This is a genomic window from Gottfriedia sp. NPDC058432, from assembly GCF_042721555.1.
In the GTDB taxonomy this organism is placed as follows: domain Bacteria; phylum Bacillota; class Bacilli; order Bacillales; family Bacillaceae_G; genus Gottfriedia.
The window spans coordinates 1-22,411 of record NZ_JBHXLC010000014.1 but is presented as its reverse complement, the minus strand read 5'-3'; the positions used below and the strand labels follow the sequence as shown (position 1 = coordinate 22,411).

Here is a 22,411-nt window from a genome sequence, read left to right as displayed (position 1 = left end):
TTTTATATGAGATACTTTAAAAATTTATGTTTTGAATACTAAAAAAATGCCCAGATAGGAGAATCGGGCATCTTAATCAGAACGATAAACAATGAAATTTAGTTATACTACTTTCTTGATAAGCTTAAATTTTGACACTTTATGCACTTTGTAAAATCTAGGACTATTTTCCATACATATCCAATTTAGATCAGGGAATAATACATATATTCTTAGCGGAGTTTTTAAGGAGTTGATTTAAATGGAAGTAAACGAAAAAACCTCCATGCTTGAAGAAGTACAAAGCGCATTTCAATCTAGTTCAGATTTTAAATATAAAAAATATTCAATCGAAGAAGTAACTCTACATTTATGTTATTTAGACACTTTGATCGATTCAGAAGTTATTCAAACACACATACTAGAACGGATTTTTTCAAAAAATAATTCAAATCGAATTATAACAACTATTTTAGAAACTGAAGATGCATATACACTAGATGAATGTATACAGTCCATTCTTTCTGGTAAGGTCATTATTTTTAATGATAATAATAAAAGTAAAGCGAAGTCATATTCTGCGCTTTCCGATAATAGCGATCGTTCAATATCAGAATCAATTTCCGAAACAGTAATATTAGGTCCCCATGACAGTTTTGTTGAGAGTCTTCAAACCAACTCAACTTTAATTCGAAAAAGATTACGTACGAAAGAATTAATCATCAAAAATATAACAATTGGTAAAAAATATCCTGTGACGCTTTCCATTTTTTATTTAAACGATATAACACCAAAATCAATGATTGAAACAATTGAACAGAAAATAAAAAAGCTAGAGACAAGTGGAAAAGTTGAACCTGTACGAATGATCGAAGCTGTACATATTCAAAATATGATAGAAGAGTATCCCTCTTCTCCATTTCCACAAGTGATGTTCACTGAAAGACCTGATCGTACAGTTCGTCATTTATTAACAGGAAGACCTGCAATTATGCTCGATAATGACCCAAGTGCCATATTATTTCCTTATGATATTTATGGTTATTTTCGTAGTGCAGACGATTTTAATTTCCGATGGCTATTCGGGGTATTTTTTTATCTTTTAAGAATATTCGCATTTTGGATTGCAGTAACAGTACCTTCAATTTATATTGCAATTATAACTTATCATTCAAATATTTTACCTAGTACTATTTTTTATACTTTAAAACTATCAATTGAAAATGTACCACTTCCACCTATCGTCGAAGCTTTTTCAATGATCATCATTTTAGAGTTATTGAAGGAAGCAGCTATAAGACTTCCGGGTCCTATTGGGGCAACGATTGGTACAGTTGGTGCGATTGTTATAGGGACGTCTATAGTACAAACAAATTTAATCTCAAATTCTATGGTTGTTATCATTTCAATTACTGCCGTTGCCTCATTCGCACTACCATCAAAAGAAATGTCTATTGCCTCAAGAGTAATGGGTATACCTCTTTTAATCCTTGCATCAATTTTTGGATTTATTGGTATTACACTTGGCATTTTTATGATGCTTGCTCATCTATCAAAAATTAGAGCATTTAGTTATCGATATGTAGAGAATCCAGGTTTCTCCGAATTTGTTTTACTAAAACAAGGAAGGGAAAAGCAAAATGATCAATAATAAACACCTATTTTATTTAATTATATTTACACAATTCGGCGTTGCCATTACTAACCTTCCAAATGCAATTTATAAAAAAGCAGGGCACGATGGCTGGATTTCGGCACTTATTGGTGGGTTAATCGTTCAAATTATACTATTTCTTTATTATAGTTTGTATAAGAAATTTCCAAATAAAAGTTTTACAGACTATACAAAAATTATAACGAATCCGTTCATTGGAACTTGTATTAATATTAGCTATTTCATCTATTTTTTGTATGTTGTAATCGTAGTTTCTTTGAGATTTTCTGATATTATCAAGATTTGGATTTTTCCAAAAAGCCCTGCTTGGCTTATTCTCATTTTATTTTTAATTACAGCCTATATTGTCGCGAAAAATGACATCTTAACAATCGCTAGAACGTATGTACTTTGCACATTTATCTTTCTGATATTTATTTTATTTCTACTAGTTTCTTATACAAATACTCATATAGGTAGAATATTACCAATTGGTCAAGCTCCAATTACAAAGATCAGCTCCGGTGCATATTCATCCTTTACTGAAATGTTAGGCTTTGAAATCTTTTTATTTTTACCGCCATTTTTTCAAGATACAAAAAAGAAATTATTCACTTTATCTTTAGCAAATTTTTTTACGACAATAATGTATACCTTTATTATTTTCACGTCCTATATCAGATTAAGCAATAAAGAAAATAGTTACATCATTGACCCCATACTTTATATATTTAAAACTTATCAGTCAAAAATGATCGAAGCTCTAGATACTTTGTTTTTAAGCTTATGGATCATTGTAATTTGTGCAACAGTAATTAGCTATATTTTTATCATTAGTGAAGATGTACATAAGCGTCTATCTTTAATCGTAAAAAATAGAAAAAGTATATTATTTTTCATCATATTAATCATATTTGCTTTTTATCCTTTAATTTCTTCACTAGTAATCAGAAGAGAAACAATTGCGAATTTAGCCAGTTATTTAGATCCCATCTTTATTATCATTATTCCATTTCTACTATTCTTAATTAATAAAGTTAGGGGGCTAATAAACTGATGAGTAAATTTTTAAAAGTTATTAGTTTATGTTCCATTCTTTTATTAGCTACAGGTTGTTGGGATAGTAGAACAATTACTGATAAGACGTTAGTTAATGGAATTAGTTTTGATTTAGATCAAGAAAAAAAAATTGAGGTCAATGCGCTAATACTTGATATAATCGGCAAGGGAGCTGGCATATTCGATTTCCAGAGTGAAACTGTTGATTCCAAAGGGGTCTCAGTGTCTGAAGCTTCAATGCATTTACAATCATTTTTACCAGGAGATATAACGACATCAAAAACTAAAATTATCTTATTAGGTGAAGAGTTCTCGAAAACAAAAATTACTCATATTTTAAGTACTTTTAGACGGAGACCGTTTTCAAATCTAAATGTAGCTGTCGTAATAACAAATAAACAGGCTGCAAAAAACGTTTTAAAATTAAAAACGGTCGGAACTAAACCGTTATCGGTTATATTGAATCAAACTATAAAGAATGCCGAATTCATTTCAATCGCTCAACAAATTCAGCTTTTTAATATTTTTACATATAATTCTGAAGAAGGTATAGACTTTACTTTACCAGTAGTAGATGTAACACCAACCGAACGCGTAGAAGTTACTGGCGCAGGTTTAATGCATAATGGTAGCTATACCGGACATTTCATTTCTTCTGAACAGTCACCGCTTCTTCTAATGATGATGGGGCAATATGGCTCTACCGGTAATTTTATTACAAAGCTTCCTAAAAAATATGAACCACCTTACAATATACTTAGTTATAATATTATTCGACCTAAAAATACATTAACAGTTTCGACATCCAAAGATAAAATAGAAGTCAATTTAAAAGTTAAAGCTAATGTATCTATAGATGGATTATCTACATTGAAATTTTTAGGCGAGGATGAAATGTGGTCAATTATTAACAAAGATCTAAATAAAAGGGCTCAAGAAGTTATTAAAGAAATTCAACTTGCTAATAGTGATGTACTAGGGATTGGTCGATATTTAAAAGAACATCACCCAGAAAAATGGCGAAAACTTAATTGGGAAAAAGAATATCCAACAATTAAAATCAAACCTAAAGTGGTCGTAACTATATTAAGCACAGGTGTTATTGGTAAAGAAACTCAGTTTGAAGAATAATAAAATAATGAAGATTCGCCGATTGGCAAGGCTTTAGGCGGACAGAATCGCAGTTGCACTTATACTTAATTCCTAAAATTGGCAACTACGTCGAGTTTTCTTCTCTGCTGCCAATTTATGCTTTCTGGTATAAAAAAGATAGTGTAGTCAGTTTAAAACCTGCCTCCACTATCTTTTTAATTACTTAAATGAAATTGTTTTTTTAATTCTTCAATAAATTCTTTTGCCAAAGGTGATAAAGGTTTTGTTTGTAAATAAATTAACCAAAAATCAAGATCAAAAATTTCTTCATCCTTCATAGGAATTATTTTTATATCTCCGTTTATAACCATTGGTCGATTGCGAATCGAAAATTCATGTAGATATAAGATGGCTTGACTTTGCTTTATCAACTCAAACAGTAAGCTACTACGATTTGATTTTAATACTACATTTTTAGGATTCATTTTCGTAAATTTTAGTAATTTTTTATAATCCGAGTTTTTGTACATTACGATTTTTGCATTTATTAAGTCACTAGGAGATACAGATTCATACGAATAAAAAGGTGATTTATTTCCTACTGCAATACAAAAATGCCCATTATGTAAATGTTCAAATTCAATAAACTTTTCTTTTTTTAATTCTTCAAGTGTTCCTGGAATAAGTGCAAAATCATAATCTTGCTTTATAAAATTTTGAATCATATTAGCTGGATTTTCTTCAACTACTTCAAATGTAACTTCATCTTCTTCCTCTTTAAAATTTACAATTGTTTCTTGAAGAAGAAACGAGAAAGTAGGTGCAGTTAAGATTTTTAAATGAGTTTCACTTCTATTTTTAAGATCATAAATCTCTTTATTAAGCTCTTTAATCGTACTCAATAAAGTCATTGCCTTTGCGATCACTATTTCCCCTTCAAAAGTGGGTGAAACACCTTGTTTTGAACGGTTAAAAATTTTGATGCCAAGCTCATTTTCTAACTGAGTAATTGATTGGCTCATCCCAGAAGGAGATATAAATAATTTTTCAGCAGCTTTTGTGATTGACATTTCTCTTGCTGCACTTACAATATGTTCCATTTGATCAAAATTCATTTTTACAATTTCTCCTTAAGAATACTAAATCTATTACTTTTTTACAGAATTTAATTTTATATTAGCGATTTTTAAAAAAATCTATTATTCCTTATTATTAACATATTTAGCATCAACATGCGTAATAATAAGTTTGAATTTATTTAGTAACCCACTAAAAAAAATAAGACAAGAATAGATTAAATCATATTCTTGTCTTTAAATATTTTTAAGGGAAAGTTTTCAGATTTGAAAAAAGATGATCTTATCATTTTATTTTTCCAAAAAGGGTGTTTAATCATAAGCACCCTTTTTGGATGAGAGTAAATTGTACTGCCTGTTATTTCACTTTTTATAGTTTAATAGACATTACGTTTGTCCACTCACCATAAATTTTTTGTGTTCCAACCATTTTGTAAGAACGGATTTTGTAATAGTAAGTTTTACCTTTACTTAATCCTTTGTTCGTGTAATTAGTTGTTGTCACGCTAGTTAGGTGAGAATATGATCCTGTTTTTGATGTTGATTTAACAATTTCATATCCTGTTGCACCTGATACTTTTGACCAAGTTAATTTAACAGAATCTTTTCCAGCTTTTGTTAATTTCGCATTTGATGGTTTTGCAGGAATTGCTACCCATTTCGCGTAAATTGTTGTGTTTGCTGTCACACGATCTTTTGCGAAGTTCCAAGCTACTTTACCTGCAGCATCTTTGTACCATCCAATGAATGCATAGCCTTTTCTTGTCGGTGATTTCGGTTGGCTAATTGTTGCATTGTAAATTGCTGTTTTAGAAGTAACCGAACTTCCTCCGTTACTGTTAAATTTAACTGTATACGTGTTAATGTTCCATTTTGCATAAAGTGTGATGTTGTTAGTTAATGTTACAGAATTTCCTACTTGCGTTTTTAATGAAGCATCTTTATACCATCCAGCAAATGTATATCCTGTTTTTGTTGGTTTTGGTAAATTAATGACGCTATTGTAATTCGCAGTTTGAGCAGGAACTGTAGAACCACCATTGCTCACATAGCTCACTTTATACGAATTGATTTTCCACTTCGCATATAACGTAGTGTCGTTTGTCACTTTATCTTTTGCAAAGTTCCAAGCTACATTACCTGCAGCATCCTCGTACCATCCAACGAATGTGTAACCCGTTCTAGTTGGTGTCGGTGCAGTGATGCCAGTGTTATAATTTGCTGTTTTGTCAGCTACTTGGCTTCCACCATTACTATTAAAGTGAACCGTATAAGAGTTAACATTCCACTTAGCATATAGAACCGTGTCACCAGATACTTTGTCTGTTGCAAAGTTCCAAGGTGTTTTACCTTCTGCATCTTTATACCAGCCAACGAATGTGTAGCCTGTTCTTGTTGGTTGTTTTGTTTCATCAAGTAATGAATTGTACTCAGCTTTTACTGAAACTACTAGTCCAGCATCTTGCGTGTCATAGATGACAGTGTATTTTACCGGTTTCCATGTTCCGTAAATTGTTTTTGCAGAGTAAATCGAATTTGTGAAATCCCAAGGGATTGTACGATCTGCATCAGCGTACCAAGTCAACTCATAACCATGAACAGTTGGTGCTGTAATTCTGCGTGCTACAATTTGATCTTTTGTTCCATCTTTTACTTCATTTGGTGCATCACCTGGAAGGACGAAATGCACATTATATCCATTTCCTACTTTTTGAACTACTGTCACATCAGCATAGTCAGTAGCATTAATCATAATCGTATAATCTCTCGTTCTTGTGAACAAGCTCTTATCTAGGGTAATCGTTCGATTAACTTTGTCCACACTGTATTTTGATCCATCTACCGCACTACTGTTAAGTTTAATGCTTGTAATCGCAGTTGCCCATTCATTATCACTGAACTCTAATACGATATCGTTCCCTAATACATTATCCGTTGTATCTGCTGTTACAACAGAACCAGCTAACGCATATTTCGCATAAAGTGTGATTGGTTTTGTTACAATCGTATCAAAATCATATGGCATTGTTAAATTTTGATCTGTATACCAACCATAGAACTTGTAGCCAACTTTTGTTGGATCAACTGGTTTTGTCGCATTTCTGTCTACGATTTGAGCTGGAACTGGATCTCCACCATTTGATGCAAAAGTTACCGTATAACCGACAACTTGATCTGTTACGATAACATCTTTATAACCTTCTGAAACAATCGTTACATTGAACTTTTGTCCAACTGTGAACAGATTTGCTTTAAGTGTAATATTATTATTTGAGATTGTGTAATCCTTATTTAGAACTAATGTTTTAGCGCCGATTTGTACAGCCTTAATATTGTTTTTCCATGTACCGTCATCAGTAAATGGTAATGTAATATCGCTACCTACAATGTTTCCAGCAACATCTTTATTTACCGTTGGTGGTACTTTCATCCAGCATAGATAGAAAGTAGTATTATCTGTTAGTACTTTAGAGACTGTTGTTGAAATATCTGACTTCTTATCACTAGATCCAGCTGCATCCAAATATAGGTCTTGACTAATTGTTAAAGTTCCATTTGTTACACGTGTTGCACCTGTACTCAAATTAGGCGCATTTATTTTTGTAGTGACTAATGCATCAGAGAAGAATGTATCATTTGCATTCTTTAACGTACCGCCGTTTAAATCAATATGACGTCTATACCCAAGTTGAATACCTGGAATTGTGACAATTTCGCCTGTTGTCGATGTGATCGTTAAATCATATCCTGTCGGTGACATTTCACTAAATGCGAACTTTTCTCCTAACTTGGTTTGACCTGCTTTTACAGCTTGATCATGTGTAGCTGTTTTGAAGGATAGAACTCCGTTACTTCCGTTAGACGACAAGCTATAAGTGCTTGGGTCTAATGTATACGGATCTGCCGCTACTGATGAACCATCGCTTTTCACCTGATAGAATTTCGCATCAATTTTTGCAATTTTGTCTTTACTTGTTAACCAAGAAACATTCGTTAAATAATCTGGGATGTTGATTTTTAAATCACCTTCACCAAGCACCCATCCTTTTCCACTTACAGCGCCGTTACTTCCGTCAAATTTTACTCCATCCGGGTTCGCTTTATCAACTGGTGAATAATTTTGAGTTGTATTCATTTGCCATTTTGCATAAACTGTTTTGTCCTGGGTTAAAGCAGCTGATGAATCCCACGACGTTATACCTTCTGGCTCATTATACCAACCTAGGAATTTATAACCAGATTTCGTTGGTGCAGGATCTTTTGGTGAAATTAAACTACTATCTGGACCATTTGATCTACTTGCATTCGCTCTGTATCCCACTGCCATCGGCTTTATCGCTGATCCACCTTGGCTGTTAAAATTAATCGTATATCCAACTGGCTGTTGAGCTGTGTAAACAGGGTCATAACCTCCAATGACATCTGGATAAACAGTTCCATCTGCACCTACTGAGCCGATTGTAAATCTGTATAGTTGTGGCAGATAGCTTTTCCCACCAGGGTTGACAGTAGCTGCACCATAGGTATCAGGTTTGTTCGGATCAAGAGTCGAATCTGTCATAAATGTTTTCGCATTGAACGTAATTTGACCTGGTTTACTAATATCATAATATTTTTGATTTGTATCTGGATTGATTAAATTACTAATATCCATGCTCTTACCATTGCCAGTTGTCACAATTACCTTATTGATTCCATTACGCCATTTCGCATCTTCTGAGAAGTTTAATGTTAAGTCCTTCCCGATATGCGCTACAGTTGGGTCTGTGATATTTGGAATTGATGGCGTCGGTATTGGTACTGCTGATACTGTTAAACTTTTAGTAACATCTTGATATCCTGTCGCCTTCACTGTAATTGTGTAATTCGTTGCCGTCGGGAATAAAGAGCCCGGGAACGTAATTTTTGAAGGCATTGTTTGCGCTGCACCATTTGCGTCATAATAAATATATGCTGGGTTAATAGTTACTAAATTCGTTACATCCGTTGAACCTAGCATAATTTTTGTAATTGATTTTCTCCATACTACATCATCAACAAACACCGCGCTTGTAGGAGAAAGAGAGATTGATGCCCCATTTTGCAAGTCTTGTAACTTTGGTGTTGATGAAATTGTTTGTGCTGGAGCTGTAAAATTAAGCTTTTGCATGATTTGCTGTACCGTATCACCTGCATTTAACGTGATAGAGCCTGCATAGTCTGTTGTAAAAGTTGTATCTTTATCTACTGTTAATTGTGCAGTTGGAACAGTTAATCCAGCATCAATTGCACTTTGATTTTGTTGACCAAAGTTTTTGAAGATGAAATAGAAGTCATTATAATCAATTCCATATCCAAAACCTGTAGGCTTAATCCAATAAATATCTTCATCACGGTTCGTGTTTAAGAATGCTGTTTTGTTTGCTACATTATTTAATGGATTATTAAAATTATTTAGGTTTTTATATTGATAATAAACATCTATTTCCTTCATCAAATCTTTCATGTCGATTACGTTGTCACCGTTAACATCTCCACCTAAAAGGATCGGGAATAAACCTCGAATATCCTTTACAGTACCTGATTGATAACCGAATTTGTTTTCACCAATTACAGGTGTTTTTTCATATCCTTTAAAGTGTCCTGGTACACTTGCTTCAACCGAATATGGCTTGTCACTAACACCCATTGTCAGAGCATAATATGGGTTGATAAACGTATATGCCATTGTATTATTAAATGATGTTGGTTGGTCTGTTGTAAATTTATTCCCTTTATCATCCGTCGCAGTTACCTTCGCACCGGAATCAACCGTGAATTGTGGATAATTGTTGTTTATATTATTTCTTGCGAAAGATTCCGCTGCTATTTGCCCTCTAAGTACAGAGATATTCTGTCTTACATAAGGTACATTTGTTGGGAACCACGCTACTCTTGTATCTTCACCTGACAAAGTTAAATTCGCTTGTAGTAATTGATACTGGAATTGCCCAGTTATTGGATCAGGGCTGTTATAGGTCACGTCTGCTTCTATAATCGGCATATCATGATCAAGTGCACCCGCTGCAGCTATATTTGAAATCGTTACATCAGTTGTTAAGCCAACTCCATAAACTGGATGTTTATATGGTTGACCTACCGTAAGAACTTTAGTCGGATCAATCCCTTTACTGACTAAGTAATTTTTATACTCATCTGTTAAACGGATATTACTGAATTCATAGACACTATTAGTATTTAGCAAGAATTTACCGCCGGTCATTCCTACTCCATACTTAGTTGTCATTGTCATTTTGAATGGTTTATTATTATCAACAACTACTTTATCTTCATTACCTGGTCCTGCATCTACTCCATTAGATGAAGTTAATGTGACATACGGATTTCCCTTTTTAATGAAATAATAAGTCTGTCCGTTTACATCTCCATCACTTTCACCTGAATAATCCTGAGGCTCAATATAAAATTCACTACCCAATTTATTTGCTACATCCTCAGTAGTCACTCCAAAATGGAAGCGACCTTTCTCATTTGTATTAAAGTAAACAGTTGGGAAAATACTATCTTGATAACCTATAACACTGTTCAAAGCTTGATTTACAGGAACTGGTGTTACGCCATCCTTAGGGCTTGGCACTGACGTTTCTCCATTATTTTTCATTACGTCTATATTTGAGTCATAAACCGTACCACTGAATCCCTTGATTTCTTGTCCAGGTAGGTACCCTGTCGGATCAATTTCATAAATTCCACCCTTGGAATCTTTATCCATTGTCATAGTTGGTGGTGTACCGTCAATATAGACCGTATCTTCCGCTGTGTAACGTTTTCCATCTTTACCAGTTGCAATTAACTCCAGTGAGTAAGCACCTTCTTTTAAAACTTGCACTGAGTTTGAGATACCAGACGCATCATACGTTCCATCGTATGCCTTTGTAAATGGAAGATACCATCCATTAAAAAGAGTTAAAAGTGGTCCATACTGAACACCTGGGATCAAATTACTACCGCTTGATAACGTGTTAGCTATACCTATATATTTTCCATCCTTGTCTTTTATGGCAATATATAAGTCTTTCATTTCGTTATTTACCGATAAATTATAAGCTGAAATACTTCCTTCTGCCGCCGCTTTTATCGCTACTTGGAATTTATTAATTCCTTTTTCCGCAACTGTAATCGTAAACGGAATACGATAAGTTTCTGATGGGTCCTTTGAGTTTACAAGGTTAATATAACCTTCGTAAGTACCATCTAATGAATTTGACGGAACTGTAATTTTTGCCGTTGCTTTAACAGTACTTCTTCCGCCCACATTAATAGAATTCACATTTTTCCCATCAACAGAAAAATCGATTTTCACATCATTTCCTGTGCCAGGACCTACTTTATTCGATCCAGCAAATTTTGATGTAATAAATGCAGTACTTACATTAAATGTTTTACTACCAGTTCCTAGATTGGAAACGTTAAAATCTTTTGAAGAAACCACATCATCAGAACCGTTCGTTGCACCTTCTCCTCTACCTTTAAACCCAAAGAACATGCTTCCTGTCAGGTTATCAACTTCATGTGCCGTTGATGCATTTGAAGGATCGTCAAAAGTAACTGTTTTATCTAAAACTTGGACTTTAACATCTGCAGCGATTGCACGAGCCGGATCAACACGTCCAGCACCTACTTGATATACGCTATAAGTCTTTGAATCTGTGTCAATACTCTTTGCTGTATTCATTAATGCCGTCTTAACATCCGCAGGTGTATAATCTGGATGCGCCGCTAAAACTAATGCCGAGATCCCAGCCATATGTGGTGTTGCCATTGAAGTACCAGACATAATCTGATACGCAAGTTTATAATCATGAGTTTTATCGTTTTGTGGCTCCCAAATATCGTATGGAGCTGTTGAAGAAATATCAACACCAGGAGCTACAACATCTGGCTTAATTGTCCAATCTTTAACAGGGCCTGTAGAGCTAAAACTTGCCAATTCATCCCCACTCTTACTAATCGGTGTATCGAGTGTAGAAGGGAACGTAATGTTAGCTGATTTCGGATCTTTTTTAATCGCATCTGACAGAGCTTGTCCTTGTGTTTGTGTCAATGAAACCGAATAAACATTATCCATGCTGACACCTAAGAAGTTAGGTATATAACCTTGGCTATCTGGATCATCCGTATTATCCCAGATAATCATACCCGCTGCTCCAGCATTTTTAGCATTTGCCATTTTTGTCTGTAAGTAGTCCACTCCACGCTTAACTAGAACAAGTTTACCTTTCACATCAATTCCACTATAATCTGCTACACTTCCTAAACCAACATCGACGATTGGTAGTGTTTGCCCTTTATAAGCATCGTCTGATTGTGAAAAGTCTTTACCGAATAAACGTGTTTTATAAGAAACTGAACCATTCTTAATTGTCATTGTTGCAATTTGTTCAGGGATTGTACTTGCGCCTACAGTTATTGCTAATGCTGAAACCCCTGGTGAACCAACTGTAGCTTGTCCAGGACCCGAATTACCTGCTGCAACATCACACACAACACCTGCTAAAGTAGCATTATTAATGGCGATACTAGTTGGATAATATGGGTCATTAATACTTGCACCAAGAGAAAGATTGATCACGTCCATGTGATCTTTTACTGCTAGGTCAATACCATTTAATACAGATTCTGTTGTACCATGTCCACCTGGTCCTAATACACGATAGCTATAGATGTCTACATCTGGAGCTACACCATTAGCCGAATAAACATCATTATTATTCGTTGTATTCGCTGCAATCGTCCCAGCAACGTGAGTTCCATGAGACGTAATATATGGCTTATAATCTGCAGGAGGTGTCCCAGAGATTACATCGGGATCCGCTCTATCCGCTAACCAATCCTCATAAGTTGTTTCCATTGGATCATGGTCATCTACGTATTTAACGTTTCCGTTTGCATCTAATCCTTCATTATTAACTAAGTCATGTCCACCTTTATAAACAGCCTTCAAATCTGGGTGATTATAATCAATACCAGTATCTAATATACCAACCTTAACCTTTTGTCCTGCACGTGGACCTGATTTAATGATACCAGTATTACCTTCAGCTTGAAGTTTATCAATACCTAAAAAAGAAAGCCCACCTGTTGGCTTACCGGCAGATCTACTTGTCGCTACAGCTTGGGAAGCATTATCTTCTGGAACAGAAAATTCTATTTCCGACCAAATAGAAGCAACATCTGGATTTTCCGCAAGCTTTTCTACTTGATTTGCAGGTAGAGTTAAAGATACTCCATTAAATGCATCTGTGTATTCACGAGTAATACCCATAGAAGTATTGACAGACTTCCCGCCAACTATTTGCGTCTTAGGCTGTCCATTTACAAAGCTTTTAAATTTAGCATGAGAATCTGTTACCTTTTTTTGTGCATCAGCATATTCACTTGCAAATGTTTGACTATTTGCAGTCGCTCCCCCTTTAGCTAGAGATTGCTTTATGATTTGTATCTTAGCTGGATCTTCTTTAAATTGAACGATTACATTAATCTTTTTTGAACTAGTTAAATCCTTTTTGTCTACATGAATTTTCTGAGCATTATCTGCCCCAGTTAGCTTATTAATGTTTGCTTTTTGTTCAGCAGTAAGACCGTCAAGAATACGGTTTACTTCTTTCGCATCAAAAGTATTACTAGATGAATCTTGTTGATTCAGTTTAGTCTCAGCATTTGTACTTGCAAAACTTTGAGGAATCGCAACGTTTAAAAACATCGAACTCAACGCAAAGACTGAGATCATCTTTTTAGTTGGCTTCATACTCTTTCTTGATAATTTTCTCTTTTTCATGTTTTCCCCCCCAATAGATACGAACTCAATTTAAAATCAATTGCTAGATATTTTTACAGAAAATTCATGAATAAAAAAACTATTCTTAACAATTGAATAATTAAATATTACTCCAAGATTCACTTGTCTTGTATTGGGGGAATTTAGCGTTTTTTGATTTAATTTTGAATGAGAAAATGTAAAAAAATAAGATTATTTAGAGGAAAAAGGAGGTTTTCAGGCAGATAGGACTAAAAAAACCTTAATTTTTAAATATAAACAAAGTTAAATCATAAAAATTTTAAATTTGTTTAAATTTGGGGGAATTTTGAAGAATTCTAGGATTTTAATTGAAAAATTTTAAAAATTACAAAATTCCAATTTATACAAAAAAAATACTATCAATCTTTAAGTTAAAAAAGAATGATAGTATTTAATAATTCTATAATTTTCTAGTCATTTTATAACATTTTCAAAATTGTTCACTTATTTTAAACCTAATTGAGTTAACACGTCGTCAAGTGTTACACCTTTATAAGAAGTCTTAGCTTTAGGTGGATTTGGTACCGAACTATTTTGTAAACCAAAGTTTTTAACAACGTAATCCATATCCTTTTTGTCTACTACACCATCGAAGTTCAAATCAGAACCTGAATGGCTCGTACCCCAATAAGTTTGTAAATTTAATGCATCTAAAATATCAATAACGTTATCTTTATTTGTATCCCCAGCTTTTGCCTGACCTAAGCTAAAGCCTAACCATTTTCCAAGCGCTTCTCCGCGAACATTATCTGATAACACTAATTGTCTAGACAACGTAAAGTGACCAGGTGCATCTATCTTAACTGTATATGGTTTTGTATCAGGATCCAGGTTATCTGATACGACATAAGTTCCATTTTTGCTTGTCCAGATTGCATCTTGAACATTTTTCCCATCATATGAGGTAATTGTCACTTTAGCACCTATATTTTGTTGATCTAACTTATAATTCATCTGACCAGTAGCTGGATCATACGCTCCTTCTAATTTCATTGTGCCAGTATATCTAGACATTGTTTGTTTTATATCAAACGATTCCATATAACTGTAAACCTTATTTGTTACTACATTTGATTGATCGGTTGTCTCTCCAGTAATTTGATCCAAAACTGCAGGGAACTCCCTGTTAGTGTAACGTTTAGCTGTTACTAAGTCAAAATTAACTAATTGTATATCTTCAGGTAAAGATTTATTACCTAAATAGTTAAATGTTATTGTATATGTTGTTGAGTAATTAGGTTTAGTTATTGATGATACAGATACTTGTGCATCACCGTATTGCTTTACAGCATCACTTATTACAACATTTTCAATTTTTGCATAATCTTTGTATTCCGATACTGCAATTGGAATTGTAATTTTCGCAGTTTTTAGATTTTTGATATTATTAGAACGCAGAGAATAATTAATTGTATCTCCAGATGAAGCTTCTTGTTTATTTGCTTTTAAGTAAAAATACGGATACGTTTCTGGAACAAACACTACCTTTAAAAATCCCGTAGCATTTGATGTAAAGTTTCTTGCAGCATCAGCCCCATAAAATGACCATTTATATGGTACTATATTTTTTGGAACTTCTAATTGTTCTTTGAAGTCTCCATTTTTATCAGTGCTAAATGCAGGTAATGGGTAACCATTATTGCCATATACAGTAACTTGATTGCTAGACTGATCAATTGGAATTCCTGCTTTATTAGCAGCTTCTACTTCTGGATCATGAACATTGATATTAAAGTCATACAAAAATTTTCCATTTGAATCAAATTGACTCTCTTTATATTCAATAACCTTTTGATCTAACGAATCAAAGCTTGAAGTCATCGTTGGTTTGCCTTTTTCATATATGAAATCAGCTGATTTAGAGAATGTTTTACCTTGATCATTTGTACCAATCGCTCTTAATTTATAATGTCCTGTTTTTGCTAATACAATTGAATCACTTATTGGATTTTTTGGATCACCAGTGAACGGGAAATATGCCCCTGAAAATCCATTTGGCACTCCGCTAAGAACGTTTTCCGGAAGTCCACGTGTATCATATGATGCAAGTAAACCTAGATCTTCACCAGTAGTTCCATCTTGGACCACAAAATCGAGGGTTCTCATATGTGATTTTAACGAAATCGCAAATAGAATTTGGTTAAATCCTCTACCTGGTACAGCTGCATCACCTGAAAACATATTAGTGTTTAGTTTAAAAGTATCAATACCTTCATCAACTACTCGTCCACCAAATGGAATTTGATAAGTTTCTGTTGGGTTAGCTGCATTTGTAAAAACGATATATCCTTCATATGTGCCTTTTTCTGCTGTTTTAGGGATATTTAAATTAAACTTAATATTTTTTGAGCTAATTCCATTTAATTTAACTGAAGTCGGTCCAGTTAATGTTACACCATTTAATGCCGCATCTTTAGATCCTCTTAAACCTGTTTGGAATTTAACATTTACATTAAATGTTTTCGCTTTTTCACTTCTATTTTTCAATGTAACAGTACGGTCATCAGTAATATCTTGGTCATTAAATCCGAATGAACCGAAGCTAATGCCACCTGTTAATTCTTTTATCTTTTTTAATTTACCTTTATCACTTATTGTCGGAGTTTGATCATTAACTTGTAGTTCCACATTTGAGTGTATAGCTTCATAAGCATCAACTCGTCCGCTTCCAATTTCAAACACACTGTAATTTTTTGATAATGGATCAGCTGTGTTCATTAAGATTGATTTTACATCAGCTGGTTGCAAATCTTTGTTCGACTGTAATAACAATGCAGATACCCCAGCAACATAAGGTGTTGCCATTGAAGTTCCAGATAAGCGTTCATATGCATATTTATAATCTTCTGGTTTTGAACCATCTACTGTTTTATTGTTTACATAAAACGGTACCGTTGACATGATCGAAACACCAGGTGCTGTAACTTCTGGTTTAATATCATAGTTAACACGAGAAGGACCTCTTGAACTGAACGTAGCTAATTCATCGCTAGTTGAATGGATTATTGAATAGTCCCCAAACGAGAAGTTTGAATTACCTGCTTGAAGCGCTGCTAAAATTTGTTTTCCATCACTATTTGATATTGTAAATGATGGAATTGCATCGACTGATTCACCTAAAAATGCATTAATTGGCCCTTCAGCTTGGTTTAGCTCATCGTTATACATAATGACTCCGACTGCGCCCCTCGTTTTGGCATTTTTAATTTTATCAATTAATGCATTCGTTCCACGCTTAATGAATGCAATATTTCCATTTAGGTCTTTGCCGTTAAAATCAGCTGCTGTTCTAGCTAGACCGACATCTACTAATTTGAATGTTTTTCCTTTTAATTGAGTTAAATCATCCGAGTAATTTCTTACTAACTGTCTTAACGTGTAATTAGTACCATTTTGCACACCTGCATATTGATAAGCATTAAGTGAAATGGATGATGCACCAACTGTCAACGCTAATGCAGCAGCACCTGGTGATCCTAATGTATACATTTGGTCTCCAGAATTACCCGCAGCAACAACTGTAGTCACACCACTTAAAACAGCATTGTTTATAGCAATTGATGTCGCATAAAGTGGATCATTTAACGAGTTACCTAATGACAGATTAAGAACATCCATACCATCCTTCACTGCTCGATCTATCCCAGCCATGATCGCATCAGTTGTTCCGCTTCCATATGGACCTAAAACACGGTAAGAGTAAAGATCTGCTTCTGGTGCTGCACCAAGCATTTTGTATTCACTATCCGCTTTACCACGACCACCGATAATACCAGCAACATGTGTACCATGTTCTGTATAATAAGTAGTTCCACTACTAGGATTAGTTTCTGGTTGTCCTGATTTCTTCCAATCAGCATAGGTTGTTTCCATTGGATCATTATCGTTGTCGACGAAATCATATCCGCCTTTATAAGCATCCTTTAAATCTGGATGATTATAATCCATACCCGTATCCAAAATACCTACTTTAATACCTTTACCTGTGAATCCTTCTGCATGTAAGCGATCTAAACCATCATAAGGCGTGTAGTTTCCAACTTTTGCTTCATCAGCTTTTAATTGTTCGTTATCATCTGCAGTTGGTGGTTCAACTGAAAACGTTTCATTGCTCCAAACTGTTTTAACTGCTTTAGATTTTAATAGATTTTTTATTTGATTAGCTGGTAGGTTCATAGAAACACCATTAAAAGCATTTTTATATGAACGAGTAATTTTAAAATCTACCTTCTTATTATTGTCATCAATTAATAGTTGATCTACATCTTGATTAAACGTTTGATGATCTTGATCAATTAATTTTGTAGATTCATCTGTCGTTAACGTTTGTCCTTCAAGACTCGCTTGAAGCTGAGCAACTTTTGTAGGCTGATTTGCAAATTGTACGATGACTGATGTTTGTTCAGTAGACGTTTGATCAATATCAGCCGGAATTTGTAGACCTATTTCTTCATTAGCTGAAAGCTGGTTAAGTGCATCTCTTTGTTGTGGAGTTAAGTTTGCAAGAATATCTTCAGTCTTTGAATAGCCTGCAGCTTTTGTAAGATCTAAATGCCCAATAGATCCCAAAATAAAACTAGATGATAGAGCAACTACAGATAAGCTTTTAACAATTTTACGATTGTAAGACTTTTTCCCCATTTTCATCCTCCATGTCACTGTATTTTTATTACATATGCGAGTGTTCAATGTATAACGATACGTTAATTTAATGGTGAAAAACTGCAATAGCTCTCATTAAATTTTGTACTGTTTCATTACAAGCACATATTTTAATACTATTATTGAAAAATAAAGGTTTGGAGTAAATTGGGGAAATTTGGAGTTAGCTCCTTATTACAATAGACTTAATTGCAATCCATCCTTTAATAAAAAATTGTCGTTAATGAACATATTTTGTAGAAAAATTATCTTTTTTTTACACAGTTCAAACTTTTTCTTAATGAGATTTGTAGATTTTTGTAATTGTTCTAAAATCGAATTTGGGGGAAATCACCAATTTTCATTAAAATTATTGGAGAATCATTAAAAATCAAAATATTAAAACTATTCAAAATATGATATTTGTCCTATCTTTTCTCTTTAAATCTAGTGAAGAACTTTTAGAATAATAATAAAAATTCGTAAAAAAAAGAGTCTTTCGCAGACTCTTTTTTACAAATTGTTTTGTTTTCTACTAATAAAAACACTATTTTCTCAAATGATAAGGAACCGTCGTAACAACTACATCCTTTTGACTTATTAACCAAAGTCGAAGCAAAAGTGCCGTTTGATTATGAAGAAGATTATGCCACCATTTTTTAGGTATAAATTGTGGAATCACAATTTGGATGTGGCTATCTGGCTCGTTTCCTTCTATTAATTTAATGAATCTTGAAATTGGTGCAAGTACTGAACGATACGGGCTTTTTAGAACGACTAAGCGACAAGGATTACCCCATTCTTCCCATTTTTCTTCCATTCTCTTAATTGATTCATCATCAAATCCAACATAAACAGCTATCGGTTCTGTTGCAATACCTTTTGCAAATGATAATGTATTATGCACAACTCGATGCGTTCCTGAAACTAATACAACTGTAATAACTTTATTTGCTTCCGGTTGAAAAGAACTTAAATCGATACTTAATTCGCTTGATACATTTTGATAATGTTTATAAATAGCTAATGAGAAGAGTATTATTGTTGGAATGACAACTAATACAACCCAAGCACCATCTACAAATTTTGTAACTGCAAAGATTACGGTTACAACAGATGTTACAATTAAACCAATAATATTGATTGCTAATTTGACTTGCCAATTCGGCCCTTTTACTCGTTTCCATCTTCTCGTTAAACCTAATTGTGCAATGGTAAAAGATAAAAACACACCAATAGCATACAGTGGAATCAGTGCATTTGTATGTGCTTGGAATGCAATGATTAATATACTTGCGGCTGCAGCAAGTGCAATAATTCCATTTGAGTAACCTAAACGATCCCCTCTGTTTGTAAATCCTCTAGGTAAAAAACCATCAGCCGCTACGATCGCAGCTAACTGAGAAAATCCTGTAAAAGTTGAATTTGCTGCTAAAATTAAGATGATAAATGTAAACCAAATAATAACTTGATAAAGTATCCCGTGACCGAAGTACACCTTTATTAATTGAGATAACATCGTATCGTTTGGATTAGGTGAAATTCCGTTCACATATAAATGATATGCAAAGCCTAAAAGTGTAATTGAAGTTATAATTCCTAGCGCTATATATGTTTTAATTGCATTTTTTTGACGAGGTTCTCTAAAAACTGGTACTGCATTTGAAATGGTTTCAATACCTGTTAACGCTGAACATGCAGAACTAAATGCTTTTAAGACAAGTAATATACTTAAACCTTGTGGTACTGTACCAAATGTCGGTGTATGATGCTGTATAAATCCATGTTGAAACTCATCAAAGAATCCAGTAAAAATCAGAAGTAACATACAAATCATAAAGCCAAATGTTGGCCACGCAAATATTTTAGCTGATTCAGCAACCCCACGAAGATTTACAACTAATAATAAAAATACACAAAAAATTGCTAAAACTGTTTCATAAGGCACTACAGCCGGATATGCAGATGACACAGCTTCAAGTGCAGCAGAAACTGAAACCGCAACTGTTAAAATATAATCAACTAAAAGCGAACTTGATGCAATAAGTGATACCCATCTTGGTTTAAAATTGTCTTTTGCAATAGCATATGCTCCGCCACCACTGGGATAAGCTAAAATCCCCATAATATATGAAAGAATTAGTAACCCTAATAATAAAACAGTTGCTATTGTGATCGGTATGATATACCAGTGTGCTTTTCCCCCTAGACCAATCAACTCGGTCATTCCCGCCTCTGGTCCATACGATACAGATGAATACAAATCGGCTGCTAGAATTGGTAAAGCAATAAACCAAATCAACTTATTATGCTGTGCATGAATTTCAGCTGTTCTCATAGGTCTGCCAATAAATACGCGTTTTACACTATTAAAATTTGATATCGAATAATAAATCCCAAAAATCGCTAAAATAAACAGTCCAATTTCTATATATTCGGACGGATGATGCATAAATCTCTCCCCTTTTCTTAAAAAAGCAAATAAAACTAATGATACATTGGTAAAAACTTCTAATTTTTACTTTTTTGCACACAAAAAAACACTAAGCTTTACTTAGTGTTTAAAAACAATACTAAATAAACCCCTTTCTTTAAATGCTTACGAGGTTAGCTGTCGGATTCGGGATTAAAGAATACCCCTACCTTTACAAAAAAAGGATTCACCCCAATAAAGAAATGGTTCCCCCGCTCTTTTTAAGATTAAGCAATTATGGTTTTGAATAGAAATATATGAATTTAATAGTAAATATATAACTTCAGGTTAAATTTGTAAATAGACTTTTACTAAAATTTATCTAAATATGAGTTCTCTGTATTATTAGCGTACTTGATTCCAAACGATTTGTTCAGATTTACTTGTAGATAAAGTGTTCGTTAATACGTTTTGCACTTCAATTTGATTAAACGTTGAGATCTTTTTATTAGCATCTGACATATTCGTTTCGTACCCTGTCAGTAAAATAGAAAATCCACATCCTACTACTAAAGATAAAATTGCTTTTTTCATTTTGTTTTCTCCTTTCGATTTTTTTCATATAAAAAAACCATGACCTATGGCCGTGGTTTGACGTTCGTTTTTAAACGTAAGACCCGCTCAGTTGAAATTTCACGACTAATTAGCGTGCTTGATTCCAAATGATCTCTTTTGTTTGGTCAACTGTTATCATGTTTGTTAACACGTTTTGTACCTCAGTTTGATTAAACGTTGAGATTTCTTTTTTAACTTCTGACTTATTCGTTTCGTACCCTGTCAGTAAAATAGAAAATCCACATCCTACTACTAATGATAAAATTGCTTTTTTCATTTTGTTTTCTCCTTTCGTGATTTTTAAATATAAAAAAACCATGACCAATGGTCGTGGTTTGACGTTCGTTTTTAAACGTAAGACCAACTTCGGAAGTTTCGCGACTAATTATCTCACTTGATTCCAAACGATCTCTTTTGATTGATCAACTGTTAAAGTGTTTGTTAACACGTTTTGTACCTCAGTTTGATTAAACATAGAGATCTCTTTATTAACTTCTGACTTATTCGTTTCGTACCCTGTCAGTAAAATAGAAAATCCACATCCAATTACTAAAGATAAAATTACTTTTTTCATTTTGTTTTCTCCTTTCGCTATTTTTTAATATAAAAAAACCATGACCAATTGGCCGTGGTTTGACGTTCGTTTTTAAACGTAAGACCAACTTTATCATGATAAAAATCAGTCGTCAAATGGTTCTTTTTGGAAATTTGAATGTAAACGATTACTTAAAATAAACGATTTTTGATGGTTTATTTTTGGTAATCGTTTACATATTTATAGTTTTTTTCGATGGTAGTTTAAATATAAGAAAGTAGGGAAATCTCTCACGAGACTTCCCCCTTATCAAACCGTACATGCCCTATTAAGGCATACGGCTTACCCATATGTTGTAATGATTATCATGAGGATGCATTCCAGGCGTTTTGCATCTTTTGGAGACGAAGATAGTTGTAATATTCTTCGCCTTTTTCTTTTGCTCTTTTAATTCTATTCTGTAACCTGCGTTTAGCTTTTATCTTCCATTCATTTAAATACTGTTCTT

Annotated in this window: 10 protein-coding genes and 1 riboswitch; of the genes, 3 read left to right on the top strand and 7 right to left on the bottom strand. The window is 33.7% G+C overall.

Annotation, left to right across the window (positions count from 1 at the left end):
* The first annotated feature begins 241 nt into the window (after window positions 1-241).
* The 3 genes from ACFWM3_RS15205 to ACFWM3_RS15195 are packed head-to-tail and all read left to right on the top strand — an operon-like array spanning window position 242 to window position 3,823.
* Window positions 242-1,630, top strand: a complete 1,389-nt coding sequence (locus ACFWM3_RS15205; RefSeq protein ID WP_390311931.1) for a spore germination protein — start codon at window positions 242-244, stop codon at window positions 1,628-1,630.
* Entirely contained in the window at window positions 1,620-2,690 is a 1,071-nt protein-coding gene (locus ACFWM3_RS15200) for a GerAB/ArcD/ProY family transporter (RefSeq protein ID WP_390311930.1), read from the top strand. Before ACFWM3_RS15205 ends, ACFWM3_RS15200 begins: the two co-directional genes overlap by 11 nt.
* Window positions 2,690-3,823, top strand: coding sequence for a Ger(x)C family spore germination protein (locus ACFWM3_RS15195; protein WP_390311929.1), 1,134 nt, complete (start codon window positions 2,690-2,692; stop codon window positions 3,821-3,823). Before ACFWM3_RS15200 ends, ACFWM3_RS15195 begins: the two co-directional genes overlap by 1 nt.
* A gap of 176 nt (window positions 3,824-3,999) precedes the next feature.
* Here ACFWM3_RS15195 and ACFWM3_RS15190 read toward each other — a convergent pair whose 3' ends face one another.
* From ACFWM3_RS15190 to ACFWM3_RS15160, 7 genes are all read right to left on the bottom strand, one after another.
* Window positions 4,000-4,899, bottom strand: coding sequence for a LysR family transcriptional regulator (locus ACFWM3_RS15190; RefSeq protein WP_390311928.1), 900 nt, complete (start codon window positions 4,897-4,899; stop codon window positions 4,000-4,002).
* Window positions 4,900-5,230: 331 nt separating this feature from the next.
* Window positions 5,231-13,678, bottom strand: coding sequence for an InlB B-repeat-containing protein (locus ACFWM3_RS15185; RefSeq protein ID WP_390311927.1), 8,448 nt, complete (start codon window positions 13,676-13,678; stop codon window positions 5,231-5,233).
* A gap of 465 nt (window positions 13,679-14,143) precedes the next feature.
* Window positions 14,144-18,340, bottom strand: coding sequence for a S8 family serine peptidase (locus ACFWM3_RS15180; RefSeq protein ID WP_390311926.1), 4,197 nt, complete (start codon window positions 18,338-18,340; stop codon window positions 14,144-14,146).
* Window positions 18,341-18,887: 547 nt separating this feature from the next.
* On the bottom strand, window positions 18,888-20,792 hold the full coding sequence (locus ACFWM3_RS15175; protein ID WP_390311925.1) for an APC family permease: 1,905 nt from the start codon (window positions 20,790-20,792) through the stop codon (window positions 18,888-18,890).
* Between the two features lie 128 nt (window positions 20,793-20,920).
* A riboswitch (cyclic di-AMP (ydaO/yuaA leader) is annotated at window positions 20,921-21,057 on the bottom strand.
* 101 nt (window positions 21,058-21,158) lie between these two features.
* Window positions 21,159-21,347, bottom strand: a complete 189-nt coding sequence (locus ACFWM3_RS15170) for a hypothetical protein (protein ID WP_390311924.1) — start codon at window positions 21,345-21,347, stop codon at window positions 21,159-21,161.
* 109 nt (window positions 21,348-21,456) lie between these two features.
* Entirely contained in the window at window positions 21,457-21,645 is a 189-nt protein-coding gene (locus ACFWM3_RS15165) for a hypothetical protein (RefSeq protein WP_390311923.1), read from the bottom strand.
* A gap of 108 nt (window positions 21,646-21,753) precedes the next feature.
* A complete protein-coding gene (locus tag ACFWM3_RS15160; protein ID WP_390311922.1) occupies window positions 21,754-21,942 on the bottom strand; it encodes a hypothetical protein in 189 nt (62 codons plus the stop codon).
* Window positions 21,943-22,411: the final 469 nt, after the last annotated feature.

What these genes read in the sequence shown, in the direction of transcription:
- ACFWM3_RS15205 (WP_390311931.1), top strand. Translation starts at nt 242, where the DNA reads ATGGAAGTAAACGAAAAAACCTCCATGCTTGAAGAAGTACAAAGCGCA.
- ACFWM3_RS15200 (WP_390311930.1), top strand. Translation starts at nt 1,620, where the DNA reads ATGATCAATAATAAACACCTATTTTATTTAATTATATTTACACAATTC.
- ACFWM3_RS15195 (WP_390311929.1), top strand. Translation starts at nt 2,690, where the DNA reads ATGAGTAAATTTTTAAAAGTTATTAGTTTATGTTCCATTCTTTTATTA.
- ACFWM3_RS15190 (WP_390311928.1), bottom strand. Translation starts at nt 4,899, where the DNA reads ATGAATTTTGATCAAATGGAACATATTGTAAGTGCAGCAAGAGAAATG.
- ACFWM3_RS15185 (WP_390311927.1), bottom strand. Translation starts at nt 13,678, where the DNA reads ATGAAAAAGAGAAAATTATCAAGAAAGAGTATGAAGCCAACTAAAAAG.
- ACFWM3_RS15180 (WP_390311926.1), bottom strand. Translation starts at nt 18,340, where the DNA reads ATGGGGAAAAAGTCTTACAATCGTAAAATTGTTAAAAGCTTATCTGTA.
- ACFWM3_RS15175 (WP_390311925.1), bottom strand. Translation starts at nt 20,792, where the DNA reads ATGCATCATCCGTCCGAATATATAGAAATTGGACTGTTTATTTTAGCG.
- ACFWM3_RS15170 (WP_390311924.1), bottom strand. Translation starts at nt 21,347, where the DNA reads ATGAAAAAAGCAATTTTATCTTTAGTAGTAGGATGTGGATTTTCTATT.
- ACFWM3_RS15165 (WP_390311923.1), bottom strand. Translation starts at nt 21,645, where the DNA reads ATGAAAAAAGCAATTTTATCATTAGTAGTAGGATGTGGATTTTCTATT.
- ACFWM3_RS15160 (WP_390311922.1), bottom strand. Translation starts at nt 21,942, where the DNA reads ATGAAAAAAGTAATTTTATCTTTAGTAATTGGATGTGGATTTTCTATT.